Raw genomic sequence first — 17,350 nt, forward strand, 5'->3', positions numbered from 1 at the left:
ATATTCGTCACCTTCAGCGTTTCAAGAGCTCTGTGTATTCAATGGAACAGTTGCCCTTGATGGCAAGACCTTGCGCGACTCTTATAACAGAGACGACAAACAAAGCACTATCCATATGGTGAATATCCACGCCAGCGCCAAACAGTTGCTCTATGGCCAACTAAAAACCGACAACAAAAGCAATAAAATCAACACGATATAGACGCTGATTCAAACGCTCGACTTGCATAACTCCATCGCGACAATTGCTGCCATCACCTGTCAGACCCAAATTGCCAAGGCAATCACCCGTAAGGTGGCTGATGACTTATTAGCAGTGAGGGGTAAACAGAGCAAGTGAACCGCAGCCCAGCAGACCGCCTTTCCCCCACACCGCGGCGCCCCGCTTGACAAAAGCACGGGTCAAATTGAAACGCTAAAAAGCCGGGATAAAGCCCCATCAGCCATAAACTGAATGCCAGTGAGCTGGGCACTCACCTCCACTTGGAGCAGGTTGAGCAGCTGTGTAATCGTCGAAAACTATCCAGCGGTAAAAGGCGCAAGAAATTCAAGCCACCGATCTAAACCCTTATCAAGACAAGTCGCTTCGTAATATATTCTTGGTGTTCAGATATATTTACATTATAAACAATAATGAATTCATTCACTTTTATAAGATAATTGCTTTGCATTAATTTGACTACTAATCTGGCGGCTTACCAAATAAACAACCTATTGTTTGTTTTTTTAAGAAGTTCAAGAGGTAGCAAATGATATTTACCATAAAGAGAAAACTTTTATTTATACTAAGTATATTCGTTCTAATTATTATCGTATTAGGAACATTAACAACCGTTCAAATCCAACAACAAGCATATCAAACTAAGATCGTACGAGAATTAAACCAAGCAGATACTTCACTTTATCTTGCTCGCCTAGCACAAGCCGACTACATGATTTCAGAAAAATCTAAATTTAAAGAGAATGCTTATATACAAACCGAGAAAACACGGTCAATTCTCAACCAAGTTAAATCGATGATGGAAGTAGTTTCCAGTAAAAAAGAAGTTGAAAATATAACCAACAGCGTTGAAGATTTCATTGACGCATTTAGTCATTTTTCAACATCAAAACAAAATGCAATCAAAGCTCGCGGAGAATTTAGCCAAGCAGCGGCCAGTATCTCTTCGAACATCGATAACACACTGCTCTCCATTGATGATTTTTACTCGAAGAATCAGCATCTTTTTGATGAATTTGGACGATACAAGCGAGCCAAAGAATTAAAAGACAAATTCAACGATCTTAGAGTGAACATTTGGACTTACAATGCAAAATATAATCAAGAATCAGAAGGTAAAATCATCAATGAAATTGAAAACCTAAACACTCAAGCATCAGAAATAAAAAATGTCATGTTATCTGATGATACAAAAAACACTATTTCTCTCTTAGAAAGAAACTTACAAAACTATTTAGCATTATTTAAAAGGATCAAAACGGAAAATAGCAACTTAAACCAAGCCACGGATTCTATGTTAAGTTCAGCCATGATGGCGTCAAAAAAAATGACTCAACTAGTATCGATAGAACTTGGAATCGCTGAACAAAAACGCCAACAAGCAATCACCTTAATTGTCTTGGCGATTGGAATATCTATTGTGGCTGCTATTAGTATGGGATATTGGTTAATTCGTTCAATTATGAGCCCATTAAATCAATCTATATATTTTGCTCAAAGAATATCATCAGGGGATTTAACAAAAGATATCGAAATTGCCGTAAATGATGAGTTTGGTTCATTAAATACAGCCCTAAATGAATCGGCTTTGGCATTACGTAAAATTATTTCACGCTTGTCCGACTTAACAAATATTATTTCGGAATCCAGTACCATCATCAGCGGCTCAGCCAAAAAATCAACCGAATCAGTCCAAATTCAGTTATCTCAAACAGATATGCTCGCCTCCGCTATACATGAAATGGCAATGTCGACAAACGATATCTCTGAGAATGCACAAAATGCTTCAGATCAAAGCCAAACTGCAGAAAACGAGGCCAAAAGTGGTATTGATAAAGTCAAACAAACATTAGGTGCGATCAATCATCTATCTCAGGAAATGACATCATCAACGACCTTAGTAAGCAAGCTAAGTGACGACAGTCATAACATTGCCAGCATACTCAATGTTATCCGCAGTATTGCCGATCAAACCAACTTGTTAGCGCTGAATGCTGCTATTGAAGCCGCCAGAGCAGGAGAGCAAGGAAGAGGTTTTTCCGTCGTAGCCGATGAAGTGCGTAGCTTAGCTCAGAAAACTCAAAATTCTATCGCAGAAATAACAAACATTATTAATACTATTCAAGTCGGTGCAAAAAATGTCGTGCAAGCCATTTCTTCATCATCAGAGAGTACCAAAGAAGTGGTCGGCTTAATGGAGCTATCTGGTTCAGCCTATGATTCGATTGTAAATGCAATTGATGAAGTATCGCAGATGAATACCCAAGTATCTGTTGCAACAGAAGAGCAAACATCCGTCGCTAAAGAAATCAGTATGAATGTAGAACAGATCAAAACACTTTTAGAAGATAATGTGCAGACGCTCACCGAGATCGAAACACAAATAATCAAACAGCATCAGCAATCAGATGATTTGGTCAATTTGGTCTCATTTTTTAAATTATAAACTGTTGGGCCTGATACGATAATGCCCATAAATAGGATCGAGTGTCATTTCGAAAAACATACGGAATGACACCCCACAGTTCAGCAATAATTAGAGGCTACAAAGAGCTACGCCTCCGGCTTTCCGCTTTTACAAACAAGTACTCTATGTTCTTCGTTCCTACAGAGTAAGCATTGATGGAATATTTAGGTCATTAACCACCAATGCTTGTTCGCCCGTTGAGAAGATCTCTAGACATGTATAACGGCAGTGACACTAGAATATATGGGGATTAGTTAGGGTCTTCCGTCGGTTCATCATCAATCCGATGAGTCCAAGTGATAATAGAAATATTGAGCTTGGTTCAGGGACCTGAACATCGTTAGGAATATCTGAAGCTACAATTAGAAGGTTGTCTATCGCTGCATAACCGCCCCCTAACAAATCAATTCTCAATGTAACATTGCCGTTGGTATTACCATCCGTTTCAAGAGGAAGCAAAACGCTACTCCAGTCAAAAGTATCGACGTCAGAAGCCGTTCCTGATGCAACACCACTATCGAGAACCTTCCCTGAACCAGTGCCATTCACACCCGTCGGATTGTCAAACAGAGTGAACTCAAATATAGGAGTACCTATAACACCATGAGGCCCCCAAGAGCTAAGCTCAATGCTTGATATATCAGCCATAAAATTTAGAAAATCGTAATGACCAACATTAAATGACAAACCAATTAAATCGTTTTGCGGGCTATTCTGCATCCCCAAGGCATAATTCCCACCTTGGCGAGACGAGTCTAAATACCCTGTACCATAGGCTTCGTTCCCCGATATATATAGCGTTTCGACCGTCTTTTTTTGAGCGAAAGAAAAACCTGTGGGTTGATCACCATACAAGGCATTAACAGACTGCAGACTCGCATCGCCATTCCCATTAATATAACCCGTCGGATTTTCGAAATCTTGTTCGTATAAAACAACATTTGAAAATGCGCTAACTGAAATGATGCTTAATAATAAAGATAAAATTGATAGCATAATTATTTTCATTTCTACTCCATATAATAGTTTTGATTTTCCATAAGAGCGATTTAAATAGATCGCTCTCCCAAGATCTCTATACACGAACCGCAAAAAAAATCAACAAAAACAAGTGGTTATATATTGATTAATTCAACGCTAACATGCTAGGCTGAAATGAAATAAAACTGAAATATTGATTTAATCATCCCGAAGAATAGAAATATAAAAACCACAACATTCCCACTAGCAATCAAACCAACAAAATGAGAACATTTATATATATTCCTTAACAAAGAATAATGTAAGTTCGTTATTTATAAGGCTGAATGAGGGTCATTCCAATCAAGAAAATAAACGCTGACATTGAAAAAAGTGAAAAAATATCAAAGTAGACCATCAGTTAATGCAAGAGCATCAGTACATGAACAACTTTGTGCTAATACGACTACTCTTTCCGTGGTTGGAAGCTGAATTTTCTATTTCCTGTTATACAGCAATATTTAGGGTTCGAAGATGTCTATAAAACCAATAAATGAAGCCACTTGGTCAGAAATTTTAAAGCTTCAAGCCGAAGCTTATGCTCTGGTCGATCCGGAAAGTTTGGAAGTTCTGAAAAGTAAGTGGTTGTGTTCTCCAGAATGTTGCTTCGTGTATGAAAAAGCAGGCAACGTAATTGGATACTTGTTGGCTCATTCATGGAATAAGGATACCCCACCAAAGCTCTTTCAAGCTCTGCCAGTTGGCTCAGAGGGAACAATTCTTTTTTTACATGATTTGGCTATTTCGAGTACTGCTGCAGGTCACGGCCTAGGCAAAAAGATGGTGGGGAATTTGCTAAACATTGCGAAAAATTCCGGTTTTCAGCAGATTCGCTTGGTTGCAGTGCAAGACTCTTCTGAGTTCTGGAAAAAGCAAGGCTTTTCATCTTTAGGAAGCCAAGCGGTAGACCCCAGTTACGGTGTAGGTGCTCAGCTTATGCTTCATGAACTTTCGACATAACAATGCCAAGCACAACCAAAGCTGCTTTGTTGCGACTTCGCTTTCACCACAAAGCAGCGCGTTTGGTTAACCTGACCAAATATGCGTAGCGGCTGCCAGCGTTATGTCTATTAGTTGCGAGCGTGTTATGTCTAATAATAGCTATAAATCAGGAAATATGAATGAAAAAGTCAGCTGGAATCATCATTGAAAATAAGTCTTTATTGGTTTTGCGCTCCAAAGGGAACGATACTTTTTTGCCCCAGGAGGAAAGCCTGATATGGGAGAGTCTCCAGAAGACGCCTTAGTGAGAGAGTTAAAAGAAGAAGTTGGAATCACCATAAAAAAGGGCGACTTTTCATTTTTTAACTCATATAAAGCGCCAGCTTCAGCTATTGAAAAAATTGAGCTCGAGATGGATGTTTATGTAGTCCATTCATATCAAGGTAAGCTGAAAGAAGCAGCTGAAATTGCTGAGCTAAAGTGGATCAATACCTCCAATATCAAGCAAGTTCAGGTTAGTTCAATATTCGAAACCAAGGAATTTCCAATGCTTGTTGAAAAAAATTGGTATCCTAGTCAAAAATACCCATAACAAAATTATAAAGACAGTTACTGCAACTCGTTTAATTGATGCTTTAAAATCGCTGTCTTTAACAAAAATGCGGGAAAGATGGAACATCTCCTTGTTATCACAAGGAAATTTTCTTCATAACGACCCTTATCTGTTTATATATTGCAAAGTGAAAATAAACAATGACTGATGTTCCAGATAAAATTACGTTTTATGAATTTCTTACGCCATTGATTACATCAGGTAAAAAGACAATCACGATCCGAGACAAATCTGAAAGCCATTATGTTGTCGGCTCTCAAGTCGAAGTTTTCACCTTGGAAACCGATCAAAAAGTTTGCGACATAGAAATTGAATCTGTAGCACCAATAAAGTTTGATGAGATCAATGAATTCCATGCTCAACAAGAGTTTTTGGAATTACCAAGACTTAAAGAGCTCATCAAAGAAATCTACCCAGATACCAATGAATTGTTTGTGATTACATATCAGTTACGGCCAACAACGCATAACAACTTGCGCCACGCAGGGGAAAAAATGACCCGGGGCGGCCAACTTTTCAGCGACTAAACTTTGTCTGAGCAAATAAAAATGGCGGTACCGTCAAAGCAAAACAGCAATCAACAGCACTCGCCAAACTAACCAACATTGAAACAAGTATTCGCCAGGGAGCGAAGTGCTGCTGATGAAGGGGCATAAAAGCCACCCCACCGCATCGGCTTTAACTCAACCAATATAATAAAAACAGATAACAGAGCAATTCTGATAACTGCTGAATCGCACCCAGCGCATCACCGGTATAGCCACCGATCTGTGCATGCAACCAACGGTCGAAACCAAACCGCGCCAGTAACAATACACCAACTAAAGCCACCGCTAGGCCCAAGCTTGGCAACAAGCTTAACGACAGCAGACTAATCAACAACAATACCAGGCGATCATTGTTACGGCTTGGGCTGTGAGCAATGTTTAACTTCGACTGTTCACTTTGGCGCACATAACCATGGCTGTAGATAAAACTCACCGCAACACTGCGGCTTAAGGTATGGGCAATCATCAAGGCTAAGGGCACTTGATGCAACTCACTGAGACTGACATATTTGAGCAATAACACCAACACCATGCCTATCAGCGCGTAAGCGCCCACCCGCGAATCCTTCATAATTTCCAGCTTGCGGAGCGGAGTAAAACCACCGCCAAAACCATCGCAGGTATCGGCAAAGCCGTCTTCATGAAAAGCACCAGTCATATAAATACTGGCAATCATCGATAACACCACCGCCACACTTTGCGGCCACAGCTGGGCGCTGAGCGAATACACCAAAGCGCTTAAACAACCCACCAGCAAGCCCACCAGGGGGCTGAATTTATAAGACTCGTTCTTGCGATCTTCGCTATAAGGCAGATCCGCAGGAACTGGCAAACGGGTAAAAATAGAAATCGCCAGTAGCAGAACCTGCCATTGATAGGTGATTTTAGAAGCAATTGTCATGTAAAACTTACCTGAGGCCAAAGTTGGCCATCTGAATCGTGAAAAACCGAAATGGAGATTCTTGCTGCATAGCCAATCTCCAAGCGTTGCAAGTAACTGGCAGTTCTTGGCAGCTGCAAGACGTAACGCAAAATTTGTTTAATCACCCCGCCATGGGTGACTAACAACACGCGCTTACCCCGATGTTGTTTGAGTAGCGCCTTCCAGGCACTCACAATCCGCTGTTCATAGGCCAATAAACTCTCGCCCCCGGGCGGCGTCACATGCCAGGGATCGGCCCAAAAGGCACTCAAGACTTGCTGCTCTCGCTCCCAAACCTGCTGCTTGGGCAGACCGTCCCAATCGCCAAAATCAATTTCCATGAATTGTTTGGCCTGCTGCAGTTCTAATTCATGCTGTTGCGCGTATTGCTCGGCAAAATCACGGCAACGACGGAGCGGCGAACTCACCAATCGCTCTGCCACGGGGGCATGTTGCATGGCGGCAAACATTTGCGCCATCCCCTCTTCGGTTAAGGCAAAATCACTATGGCCGCGAAAGCAGTCTGCCCCTTTGGGTAAACCATGGCGCAGTAAATCAATGCTGGTAGTGCTCATCTAAATCATTCTTATGTTATAGGTAAATGCGCCAATCGCTCCATTCAAGCACTGCATTGCAGTCCCGAGTGCTGTATTGGAAAGTCCAGCCTTTGGACTTTCCCATTGCTACCAATGCCTTGACCTTCTGCCCAGGAGCATTGCCCGCGCAGAATATTGCTCAAGGCACGTAACCACTCGCCGTGACCGACGATGATAATGTCGTGTTGCTCAGCGAAAGGGGCCAGAGAGATTAAGAAAGAATGAATTCTCGCCGCAAAATCAGCTTCCGACTCGAGCCCGGCCACACCCTGCATTTGTCGTTGATAACGTTGCTGGTAGACTCGCCACTGCTCACTTAAGTGCTGATTTTGATCGATCACCTCACTCTGTAGTTCACCAAAACAGCGTTCGCGAAGCCGCACATCAACGCTTGGTTTCAAGCCTAAACGCTTTCCCAATAGCTGAGCGCTGTGATAAGCGCGAGCTAAATCGCTGCAAAACAACAGCGGCAGATGACAAGCGGGCAAAGGCAGCGTAATCAATTGCTGCAGCGCTTGCTCGGTTAAGGGGCTATCCAGCCAGCCTTGGATGCGCCGCTGCGCATTCCACTGCGTTTGACCGTGGCGGATCAATATAAGGCTCACAACTCCCCCTTAAAGATACTGGCAACTAACCGAGGATTATAGGGAAAGTACCAATGAATATAAGAGGCTATCAACTTTTCTTGCTGCCACACCGGATCCATCTCGCGGCCCGATTGGGCAATCGGCGTGCATAATACCCACTGCTGCGACTGGGTTTTAGAATAATGAAAACTGTGACCGCGCAGTTTTTGACCGGAAAAATCAGCTTCCACCAGACCCAAGGCGCAGAGCCTATCCTGCATTTGCGCCGTGGCATCCAGCACCCCACAGAGCTCGGCGCTCACCCCATCGACATCACTTAGACTTCGATTGAGATAAAGCATACCGCCGCATTCTGCCAAAATCGGCTTGCTCTGGGCATGCAGTCTGATCTGCTGCATCAATACTTGGTTATCCTGCAACGCTTGCAAGTGCAACTCAGGATAACCGCCGGGCAAATACAGCGCATCGCAGAGTGGGAGTTCATCACCTGCAATGGGCGAGAAAAATACTAAGTGAGCGCCCAGTTGCTGCAATACATCTAAATTCGCCTGATAGATGAAACTAAAAGCCTTATCGCGAGCAATCGCGATGGTGCAGTTGACCAATAAGAGGGGCAGAGGTTCTGCCTGGGGGACCTGTAAGGCGACTGGGGGAGGCAACTTGAGCTTGGCGGTTTCGGAGAGCATCGCGGCGGCCAAATCCAATCGTTGATCGAGATCGGCCAACTCTTCGGCTTGCACTAAACCTAAATGACGCTCTGGCAAGGTAAGGCCTGAATTTTTTTGCAGATAACCACAAAATGCCAATGAATCGGCCAAGGCATCTTTAAGCATTTGTGCATGACCCGCAGAACCAACCCGGTTGGCAAACACGCCATACATTGCAACATCCTGACGATAATGACTCAGACCAAAGGCGATCGCCGCAAAGGTTTGTGCCATGGCGGCGGCGTCGATTACCGCCAGTACCGGGATCCCCAACACCGCTGCAATATCGGCGCTAGAACATTGGCCATCAAACATGCCCATCACCCCTTCAATCAGGATCAAATCGGCCTGTTGCGCAGCCTCGGCCACCAGAGCTTTACAGTGGGCTTCACCGCACATCCAAAAATCCAATTGATACACTGGCTGCCCGCTGGCAAAGGCCAGAAAGTTAGGATCGATAAAATCGGGGCCAGTTTTAAATACTCGTACGGTTTTACCCAAGTTAGTAAAATACCGGGCGATGGCCGCAACCACCGTGGTTTTACCACTGCCCGAACTAGGCGCGGCGACCACTAAGGCCGGACATAGGTGTTGTTGCTTAGGCAATGTTGACTCCAGTGGCTTGTGGAACGCTGGGAGCGGCTGGAGATGAAAAATCAAACTCTGGCCACAGCTTTTGTAAATCGAGATGTTGTTCTATGGCATCAGCCACCCGGTTAATGCCCTGCTCGCGCAGCGCCTCAAAATCCAGCCCCTTGGCATCGCTTAAACCAGCCCAGCGTAAAATGGCGGCACAGGCTTCGCTGGATTCAAAGATGCCATGTAAATAAGTTGCAAACACCTGTTGCTCCATTCCAAATGCACCGTCGGGGCCAGAGTCTAAACTCAGCGGTGCCTGAGGACCAATCCCCGAGGTGCGGCCAGCATGGATTTCATATCCAAATACTGCTACGGATTCGGCCCCTGGCATCGTCAGAATACCCTTGCTACGCCGCAGCTGCTTGTTGTTCTGCAATTCAGTTTGTAAAGGCAAATATCCCAAACCTTCGCTTTCACCCGCAACGCCCTCGATACCGAGTGGATCCGCAATCACTTCCCCCAACATCTGCAAACCACCACAAATTCCCATCAACTTACCGCCAAACCGCAAATGCCGCTCGATTTGCTTATCCCAGCCTTGGTCGCGTAAAAATGCCAAATCACTGCGAACACTCTTTGAACCGGGCAAGATAATTAAATCCGCAGCTGGCAATGGTTGATGTTTAGCGACAAACACCAGATCCACATTGGGGTGTAAGCGCAATGGATCAAAGTCAGTGTGATTGCTAATGCGCGGTAAAATTGGCACCACCACCTTCAAGGGATGTTCCGCCTGTTTCAGCTGATTCACATTAATTGCATCTTCAGCTTCCAGCATCAAACCATGTAAATAAGGCAATACGCCTAATACTGGCTTGCCCGTTTTCTGCTCCAGCCATTGCAAACCACTCTCCAATAAGGCTTTATCACCGCGAAAGCGATTAATCACAAAGCCCACCACCTGCGCCTGTTCCGCCTCGGTGAGTAATGCAAGAGTACCGTACAAATGCGCAAATACCCCGCCGCGATCGATATCAGCCACAATAATCACCGGCACATTGGCGGCTTGAGCAAAGCCCATATTGGCAATGTCATGCTCACGCAAGTTGATCTCGGCTGGGCTTCCCGCGCCTTCAATGAGTACGCTTTGATATTTCGCCTGTAAACGAGCAAAAGACTCCAACACATACTTCATCGCCTTAGGTTTATAGGCATGATAAGACACTGCATCCATCTCCGCATGCGCCTTACCATGAATAATCACCTGCGCCCCCACATCGGTATTGGGCTTCAGTAAAATCGGATTCATATCGGTGCTTGGCTCAATACCGCAAGCATAAGCCTGTACCGCTTGGGCGCGGCCTATTTCGCCATGGTCGATGGTAACCGCACTATTCAAAGCCATATTCTGTGGCTTAAAAGGCGCAACCTGAACGCCCCTGCGTGCCAGTACGCGACACAAACCGGCCACCAACACCGATTTACCCGCATCTGAAGTAGTGCCTTGAACCATCAGGGCTTTAGTGCATGCTTGCATGAGCGGATCCTTGTTGCTGTTGTTGCGGTTTCAACCATGGCGTCACCGCACGATCGAGGCTGGCGAGTAGCTGTTGTGGCTTAATTGCCTGCTGCTCGGCAAATACCAAACAAGCACCTAAACCACAGCCTTCAATCACGTAGCCTCTTTCATACATTTGCAATGCCTTAAACTTCGAGCCATCAAAACGTAGTTCGGGAGTCAATACACGACAATTCGCAGGCAGTGCCGCGGCGATAATTTGCGAATCACCGGAGGCCATCACCCAGCGCGTAGTGGCAATGCTCAATTGTTTATCACGAAGTTGATGTTGCATGGCAATCACTGGTGCAAACATCATCACGCCTCCGGCAAAGTCGAGACGAACTAACTCCGAGTCGAGTAGTGCACAACAGGCTCGCTGAATGGGATCCGACCATTGTAAACTAGCCACATAAGGCTCCACCGCCAGCGGCAGTTGTGCGGTCTGACTCAGCAGAGATTCAATCAATTGTTCTTTTACTCGCAACTTTTCCGGATCTTTGGTACTCCCAGCAAAACTCAAGACTTGACCCAACCAACGTCGTAACCAAAGGCTGGCAAAGCTAGTGCCTCCTATTCCCGACTCGGCGATCAGATGCCGCTCGCCCGCTGCCGCCTGACGTTTCAACTCAGGAATCAACTGTTGTTGCATCAGCTGTTGCTCTGCACCCAGCGCACAGTGATGCACCACTAGGTGATCAACCATGCTGCCATTAAAATCAGGTTCATGCTCCAGGCCTAATTGATAACAATGCAGTCGAATTTTATAACCTTTGGCCTGCAGGGCGCGAAATATTCCATGAACCAAAATCGCCGGAGTCACCGAGCCGTTGGCCAATTCCGGAGAAGGCAAAAATTGGCCATCCAGTAAGGTATTCGCCTGACCACAGGCAATCAACTCGGTATCGCGCGAGGGGTGCAATTGCATCAGCCCGTCACCTGCGCCCGCGTCACTAATCTGATGTAGGTTTGGGATCGGAGCAACCGAGTTTAAAGTTATAAAATTCAACCACATAATATTCATCCTTTGAGATGCATGGGAAGGCCAGCGGTGACCAACGTCACCTTGTTTACTTGGGCTGCAATCGCTTGATGTAGCCAGCCAGCTTGATCTACAAAACGACGCGATGACTCACCCATCGGCACAATGCCACAACCCACTTCGTTGCTAACTAAAATCACTTGTCCGGGAAGTTGGGCCAAGCTGGTCAGTAAACTTTGCTTACGCTCGGGCCATTGCACCTGGTCAAACTCAAACAGGCAATTGCTCAACCACAGGGTTAAACAATCCACCAAAATGCAATTATCGGCGCGGCTATGGGCGAGTAATGCCTCGGACAATGCAACTGGCTCTTCAATCACTTGCCAGTGGGCTGGACGCTGCTGTTGATGCATTGCCACCCGCTGCGCCATCTCGGGATCACGCACCTGAGAGGTGGCAAGATAAATCACGCTTTTGCCCGATAGCTGCGCCTGTTGCTCGGCGTAAGCACTTTTCCCGGAACGGGCACCACCCAAAACTAGTTCAATCCGATTCGCCATCGCTGGTCTCCTTGATGGCGTGGCTTAGCTGTTGCAACGCCTTGGTTAATTTTGTCCAATCAGCCTCACTGGCGGGTAAACCAAAGCGCAGCGCATCCCCTTCGTCACATAAACGGGTGTAAATTTGGGCTTCACAGAGTTGCCTATGCCAGTCACTTGCTTGCACCAGATAAGCGCTGGTAAATAGCTGGCTGCCCGCCAGCCGACAGTTTAAATATTTCGCTAATAATTGATTAAGGCGCTGCGAGGCTACGCCTAACGCACGCTTGGTTTGCTGCTGCCAGGGTTTATCGAGCAGTGCCTGTTGTACCACCCAGCGACAAGGACCAGCCACCGTCCAAGGACCCAGCCGATGCGCCAACGCTACCTGCATGGCCAGCTCGGCAAATACAAAACCAACCCGTGCCCCTGCTAAACCAAAAAATTTACCTACCGAGCGCAGCACCACCAGATGCGATAAATCCAGCTCAGGGTGCAATAACGAGCACTGCGGTGTGCAATCCATAAAGGCTTCGTCCACCAGTAAATACCCGCCTCTGGCAGCCAGATGCTGGCGCAACTCAAGCAGTTGCTGCACCGAATAGCGCTCCCCGCTTGGGTTATTGGGATGGATCACCACCAGTACATCGCTGCGAGCCACCAGCTGCGGGCTAGGGAAATCATCATAAAACAGCAACTCGCACCCGCCGCACTGTTGCCAAGCATGTTGGTGCTCTTTATAGCCAACTCTAGGCAGCGCCACCACGGCCTTGGAACACTCGAGACGCGCCAAAATAATACTAGGTAAGGCCATAATCGCCGCCTGAGAGCCAGCCACCGCCAGCGGTTTAAACGGCGCATTATAATAACGAAGAGCGGCCTGTTCTAAACCGTCATCGATTTGCGGCAAATGCTGCCAAACCTCGGCAGGCAGGCTGCCCACCGGATAGGCAAAAGGGCTCACCCCAGTGGAAAGATCCAGCCAGTCGGTCAATGCTCCGCCGTAACGAGCCACCTGCTCACGCAAATTCCCACCATGCTGTGGCGCGACTGCCTTCATTCTCTGCTCCTCAATCAAGTCATCCCCTCAAACTTCCGTTCACCAAAAACTCAATCAACTCATCAATTAACCAATGCCAAGCCCAAAGCTCAGCAGGCCAATAGCCAAATCAACCACACCAGCGCTAAGCCAATGCAGCCCCTTTCAACCAAGGCAATAGCCCTTGGAATTGCCTGTGGCGGTGATAAAGGCCCATGCCCCATCGGCGGCTTTTGGTGCAGCACGCCATGATAATAGGTGGGCCCACCAATACTGATCCCCAAAGCGCCAGCTCCGCTGGTCATGGTGACGCCTCCATTGGGGCTGGCACAATGCCGAGCCTGCTGTTGCCAGCACTGTAGCGCCAATTTGAAATCGCCCTGAACCGCATAGCTCAGCGCAGTGAGCCGTGCGGGCAGCCATGCCAGTAGATCATCGAGTCTGGCACTAACATAACCAAACTCTAAATACTGAGAGGTTTTATAGCCCCACATCGCATCCAAGGTATTGGCTAAGCGAAATAACAACGCACCAGGTGCGCCCAAGAGCACAAACCAAAGCATCGGTGCGATCACCGCATCATTCCCATTTTCCAGCACCGATTCGATGGTCGATGAGCTAATCGCAGTGGCATCCATACGCTCGGTATCACGACTCACGATTTGCGCCAACTGATACCGCGCCTGCGCCATATCGCCCTGCTGTAAAGGCCGATAAATCTGTTGGGCATGTTCACTTAAGCTACGGCCACCCATACTTAGATAGAGGATCAGGCTGCTGGCGACAAACCACGCCAAAGGCGAGCGCACCAACAGCCAATGACAAGCGCCAAAGCATAGCAATACCGGCGGCAGCACCGCGAAGCTCCAAGCCAAAGCACCTTGTTGTTTTTCACTCAAGCAAACCATCGCGCGACAGCGCCGCTCAATGTATTGCGCCAAATTGCCAAACACGACCAAAGGATGACAACGGCTAGGCTCGCCTAGGGCTTTATCTAAACCCAGCGCCAGCAGTAAGGCCAATGCGCTGGCTAAACTTCGATCGGCGAGGAGCGCTTCAAGCCACATCGGCGGCCTCGTATACCAAGGCCTCGGGTAAATCAAACAGGCTCAGCGCTTCGGCTTCACCAAGTACATGGCCTTGCTGAGTAGCCCAATCCCGGACCCGCTCATTCAAGGCGATCAACTTGGCTCCTTGCAGGGCCTCGGCATGATGTTTATAGAGCGAGGCGGCAATCGCACTATCTTCCACCAATAACCAGTCAACCGACGGCAATGGATAAGCCAAGGCTTGACTCAATCGCTGACCAATATTGTGGTAACGACTGTTAGGATCTCGCTCCAAGGCATCCAGCGTTAAGATCAATGCATGTTCCGACAGTACTGCAGGGGCAATCCCCAACGCTTCTAAAGCCCGACAAACCGCTGGATCATCACTCCCCATTGGCATCCTAAATTGACGAATATCCCGCTGCTGCTGTTTTAAGCTCTGCCACCACAGTTTAAAACTACTTAGATCGGCAAATCCCAGCTCCACTTGATTGGCAAAAAATCGCCAATCTTCAGCATGAATGCTCGACTCGCAAGGTAAACTATCCACCTGAATCACCTCAGCCCCAAGCTCGGAAATCGCCTGCTGTTGTGGGTAGTCACCACACAGCAGCACTCTTGAGCCAAACAAGGGCAAACGAGCACACCAGTCAAATTCCTTGGCTTGGGCAACCACTTCTCCAACAATCACTAAAGCAGGGCCAGCCTGTTGTAAGCCTGCGACTTTATCGGCGATACTCGCCAGCGTCGCCACAACACAGTGATGGTCGGCACTAGTCGCCGAAAATATCAGCGCGATCGGCGTCTCTGGCGAGCGTCCCTGACGAATAAAATTCTGCACATGTTTGGCCAATTGTTTAGCCCCCATATACAACACCAGAGTGCCGCCGTCTTGTCCAAGCGCACCCCAAGAAGCAATGCTATCACTAGATTTATGACCACTCACAAAGGTCACACTCGAAGCGATCCCGCCACTGGTTAAAGGAAAGCCAGAATAGGCAGCAGCACCTAAGGCAGCGGTGATGCCGGGCACTAACTCGTAGTCAATCTGATGAGCTTCCAAATCGCGGCATTCTTCGGTCATTCGACCAAAAATACAAGGGTCGCCCGCTTTTAAACGCGCCACTCGTTTACCTGAATGGGCGAAAGCCAATACATCGGGATGCATCCCGTAATCAATATGACAGCCCTGATAGCCACGATAGCCCACCTGATAGAGCTGCACATGCGCAGGTACCACCGATAATATGGCGGCACTCACCAGTTTGTCGTAGCACACCACATCACAATCACTGAGTAGTTGTTTGGCGCGACAGGTGAGTAGGCCGGGATCGCCGGGACCCGCACCAATTAGATAAACTTTACCCTTACTCATCGAAAGCCTCCTCGCTTAACGGCGCAATGCTTGCCTGACGGCAGGCGTGGGAAAAACTGGGGTCATATAACTTTGAATCGACAAAATCATCGATGGCCAAAACCTTGCTCACGATGATCATCGCTGTGGAACGGATCTTCGCCTGATGCATCTTGTCGGCAATATCGGCCAGCGTACCCCGAATGATCCGTTGCTCTGGATGTGAGGCCTTTTCAACCACCGCCACTGGCCAGCTCAAGGGATAAACTTCACTCAATTCACGGACCACCTTACGGATCAAAGTTGCGCTGAGAAACAAACACAGGGTGGCTTCGTGCTGCGCCAAAGATTTAAGGTTTTCCTTCTCCGGCACCGGAGTGCGCCCCGACATGCGACTTAGAATAATGGTTTGGCACTGCTCAGGCAGGGTCAGTTCCTGACCGAGCGCAGCGGCGGATGCTTGAAACGAAGACACTCCCGGCACCACCTGCCAATCAATCTCCAGCGCATCCAAACGGCGAACCTGCTCGGCCAGCGAAGAATAAATCGATAGGTCGCCAGTTTGCACTCTGGCCACATCCTTGCCTTGCTGCTTCGCCTCAAGGTAAACCTGAGTGATAGCATCCAGATCCATATCTGCAGAATTCAAAACTAAAGCGTCGACGCGCGCACGCTCAATCACCGCTTTGGGCACTAAACTGCCGGTATACAGCACCACTGGACAAGTCTCGACCAACTTCGCGCCTTTCACCGTAATCAGATCCGGGTCACCGGGCCCCGCACCAATAAAAAATACCGTCATCACTGTTCCTCTTGTCGCTGCTGTAGTGCCCGCCCGGGCGTTTGTCCGTCTCGGGTTTCACCATCTTGCAAGGTATATTTGTTGTCGTAACCACGCGGGGTTACGATCCAATCTTTAAAACGAAAACTGCTATTATTGCCAACAATCACCGCAGCGTTCATGGCAAACTCTAAGTCAGTAAATTTGTCCAAAGTCGATAATTGCACCGACTGCTCTGGGCGATAAGCCGCATTCACAATCGCCACCGGGGTTTTGGGGTGACGGTGTTGCAGCAAAATTTGCTGTGCTTCAACAATCTGTTGCTGGCGCTTACGTGAACGTGGGTTATAAAAAGTAATCGCAAAGTCGGCAAGTGCCGCCGCTTCAATGCGCTTCACAATGACTGGCCAGGGGGTGAGTAAGTCCGATAAGGAAATAGTGCAACTATCGTGGCCCAATGGGGCTCCGACTAAAGAAGCGCAGGCATTGGCGGCGGTAATTCCGGGCACAATTTCCAGCTCAATATTAAGATCGTTGGTGCTCACTAACTCGAGGATCAGCGGCGCCATGGCGTACATCCCCGCGTCACCCGAACAAACCATCGCCACATTGTGACCTAACTGCACTTGCGATATCGCGGCATCGGCACGTTGCCACTCTTTAGTCATACCACTGCGTACAATGGTTTGCTGACCCAATAAGGGCTGAATCAATTTGATGTACAAGCCGTAACCCACCACCACGTCAACCGACCGAATCACCTGCTGGGCCTTCACCGACATCAAATCTAAGCTGCCAGGGCCTAAACCCACTAAATATAACTTAGCCAAAAGCTTGCTCCTGCTTT

At 47.5% G+C, this 17,350-nt stretch carries 17 protein-coding genes; 4 read left to right on the forward strand and 13 right to left on the reverse strand.

Annotation, left to right across the window (positions count from 1 at the left end; translation table 11 throughout):
- The first annotated feature begins 749 nt into the window (after positions 1-749).
- Entirely contained in the window at positions 750-2,666 is a 1,917-nt protein-coding gene (locus ACRRS0_RS14965) for a methyl-accepting chemotaxis protein (RefSeq protein ID WP_432452405.1), read from the forward strand.
- A 255-nt stretch (positions 2,667-2,921) separates the two neighbouring features.
- Here ACRRS0_RS14965 and ACRRS0_RS14970 read toward each other — a convergent pair whose 3' ends face one another.
- Entirely contained in the window at positions 2,922-3,695 is a 774-nt protein-coding gene (locus ACRRS0_RS14970; RefSeq protein WP_432452404.1) for a PEP-CTERM sorting domain-containing protein, read from the reverse strand.
- A gap of 486 nt (positions 3,696-4,181) precedes the next feature.
- Between ACRRS0_RS14970 and ACRRS0_RS14975 the strand changes: the two genes are divergently transcribed.
- From ACRRS0_RS14975 to yqfB, 3 genes are all read left to right on the forward strand, one after another.
- A complete protein-coding gene (locus ACRRS0_RS14975) occupies positions 4,182-4,667 on the forward strand; it encodes a GNAT family N-acetyltransferase (protein WP_432452403.1) in 486 nt (161 codons plus the stop codon).
- A gap of 259 nt (positions 4,668-4,926) precedes the next feature.
- On the forward strand, positions 4,927-5,241 hold the full coding sequence (locus tag ACRRS0_RS14980) for an NUDIX domain-containing protein (RefSeq protein ID WP_432452402.1): 315 nt from the start codon (positions 4,927-4,929) through the stop codon (positions 5,239-5,241).
- A gap of 161 nt (positions 5,242-5,402) precedes the next feature.
- Positions 5,403-5,789: a N(4)-acetylcytidine aminohydrolase gene (gene yqfB, locus ACRRS0_RS14985; RefSeq protein WP_432452401.1), complete on the forward strand. Its 387-nt coding sequence runs from the start codon at positions 5,403-5,405 to the stop codon at positions 5,787-5,789.
- Between the two features lie 151 nt (positions 5,790-5,940).
- Here yqfB and ACRRS0_RS14990 read toward each other — a convergent pair whose 3' ends face one another.
- The 12 genes from ACRRS0_RS14990 to cobJ form a co-directional block, all read right to left on the reverse strand.
- Complete coding sequence (locus ACRRS0_RS14990) at positions 5,941-6,711, reverse strand: adenosylcobinamide-GDP ribazoletransferase (RefSeq protein WP_432452400.1); 771 nt, start codon at positions 6,709-6,711, stop codon at positions 5,941-5,943.
- A complete protein-coding gene (locus ACRRS0_RS14995; protein WP_432452399.1) occupies positions 6,708-7,307 on the reverse strand; it encodes a histidine phosphatase family protein in 600 nt (199 codons plus the stop codon). The genes ACRRS0_RS14990 and ACRRS0_RS14995 overlap by 4 nt, the downstream gene beginning before the upstream one ends.
- Before the next feature lie 44 nt (positions 7,308-7,351).
- Positions 7,352-7,933: a histidine phosphatase family protein gene (locus tag ACRRS0_RS15000; protein WP_432452398.1), complete on the reverse strand. Its 582-nt coding sequence runs from the start codon at positions 7,931-7,933 to the stop codon at positions 7,352-7,354.
- Entirely contained in the window at positions 7,930-9,228 is a 1,299-nt protein-coding gene (locus ACRRS0_RS15005; RefSeq protein WP_432452397.1) for a cobyrinate a,c-diamide synthase, read from the reverse strand. The genes ACRRS0_RS15000 and ACRRS0_RS15005 overlap by 4 nt, the downstream gene beginning before the upstream one ends.
- Positions 9,221-10,738 carry a cobyric acid synthase gene (locus ACRRS0_RS15010; protein ID WP_432452396.1) on the reverse strand — a complete coding sequence of 506 codons (1,518 nt, stop codon included), beginning with the start codon at positions 10,736-10,738 and terminating at the stop codon, positions 9,221-9,223. Before ACRRS0_RS15010 ends, ACRRS0_RS15005 begins: the two co-directional genes overlap by 8 nt.
- Positions 10,722-11,774: a hypothetical protein gene (locus ACRRS0_RS15015; RefSeq protein WP_432452395.1), complete on the reverse strand. Its 1,053-nt coding sequence runs from the start codon at positions 11,772-11,774 to the stop codon at positions 10,722-10,724. Before ACRRS0_RS15015 ends, ACRRS0_RS15010 begins: the two co-directional genes overlap by 17 nt.
- 5 nt (positions 11,775-11,779) lie before the next feature.
- The gene (cobU, locus tag ACRRS0_RS15020) at positions 11,780-12,301 is read right to left on the reverse strand and encodes a bifunctional adenosylcobinamide kinase/adenosylcobinamide-phosphate guanylyltransferase (protein WP_432452394.1); all 522 of its coding nucleotides are present in this window, start codon (positions 12,299-12,301) and stop codon (positions 11,780-11,782) included.
- On the reverse strand, positions 12,285-13,340 hold the full coding sequence (gene cobD / locus ACRRS0_RS15025; RefSeq protein ID WP_432452393.1) for a threonine-phosphate decarboxylase CobD: 1,056 nt from the start codon (positions 13,338-13,340) through the stop codon (positions 12,285-12,287). The genes cobU and cobD overlap by 17 nt, the downstream gene beginning before the upstream one ends.
- A gap of 89 nt (positions 13,341-13,429) precedes the next feature.
- Positions 13,430-14,386, reverse strand: a complete 957-nt coding sequence (cbiB, locus tag ACRRS0_RS15030; protein WP_432452392.1) for an adenosylcobinamide-phosphate synthase CbiB — start codon at positions 14,384-14,386, stop codon at positions 13,430-13,432.
- On the reverse strand, positions 14,376-15,743 hold the full coding sequence (gene cobA, locus ACRRS0_RS15035) for a uroporphyrinogen-III C-methyltransferase (RefSeq protein WP_432452391.1): 1,368 nt from the start codon (positions 15,741-15,743) through the stop codon (positions 14,376-14,378). Before cobA ends, cbiB begins: the two co-directional genes overlap by 11 nt.
- Entirely contained in the window at positions 15,736-16,524 is a 789-nt protein-coding gene (cobM, locus tag ACRRS0_RS15040) for a precorrin-4 C(11)-methyltransferase (protein ID WP_432452390.1), read from the reverse strand. Before cobM ends, cobA begins: the two co-directional genes overlap by 8 nt.
- Complete coding sequence (gene cobJ, locus ACRRS0_RS15045) at positions 16,524-17,333, reverse strand: precorrin-3B C(17)-methyltransferase (RefSeq protein WP_432452389.1); 810 nt, start codon at positions 17,331-17,333, stop codon at positions 16,524-16,526. Before cobJ ends, cobM begins: the two co-directional genes overlap by 1 nt.
- Positions 17,334-17,350 lie beyond the last annotated feature (17 nt).

Source organism: Agarivorans sp. QJM3NY_29 (assembly GCF_050870835.2).
In the GTDB taxonomy this organism is placed as follows: Bacteria; Pseudomonadota; Gammaproteobacteria; order Enterobacterales; family Celerinatantimonadaceae; genus Agarivorans.